Origin of the sequence: Paraburkholderia sp. SIMBA_054 (assembly GCF_046534875.1) — a bacterium.
In the GTDB taxonomy this organism is placed as follows: domain Bacteria; phylum Pseudomonadota; class Gammaproteobacteria; order Burkholderiales; family Burkholderiaceae; genus Paraburkholderia; species Paraburkholderia hospita.
Map to the genome: position 1 here is coordinate 1 of NZ_JAWRXV010001527.1, position 242 is coordinate 242.

Annotated in this window: 1 protein-coding gene; it reads right to left on the reverse strand. The window is 67.4% G+C overall.

Going from position 1 to position 242, the window contains the following annotated elements; genetic code table 11:
* On the reverse strand, positions 1-242 hold a 242-nt coding region (locus tag SB822_RS60140), incomplete at both ends, for a metallopeptidase TldD-related protein (RefSeq protein WP_410859517.1).

The window sequence follows — 242 nt, forward strand, 5'->3', positions numbered from 1 at the left end:
GTCGGCGCTTCTTCAGCAAGCGCGCCGTTCGGCGTCAAGCCGTATTCACGGGCGCTTCTCGCGTTCGTCAGCGTGCCGGCGCTGCGCCCCGCGTCGATGAGCGCGACCCGCTCACGCAGATAACCGTCTTCGTTGAAGGCCGGCGCGATGCGCAGCTCCAGTTCCTCGGCTATCGAGACGCGCGGGTCCAGCGCGACTTCGCCCACGTGCAGCTTGTACAACTCGCTGCGCGAACTGGCCTG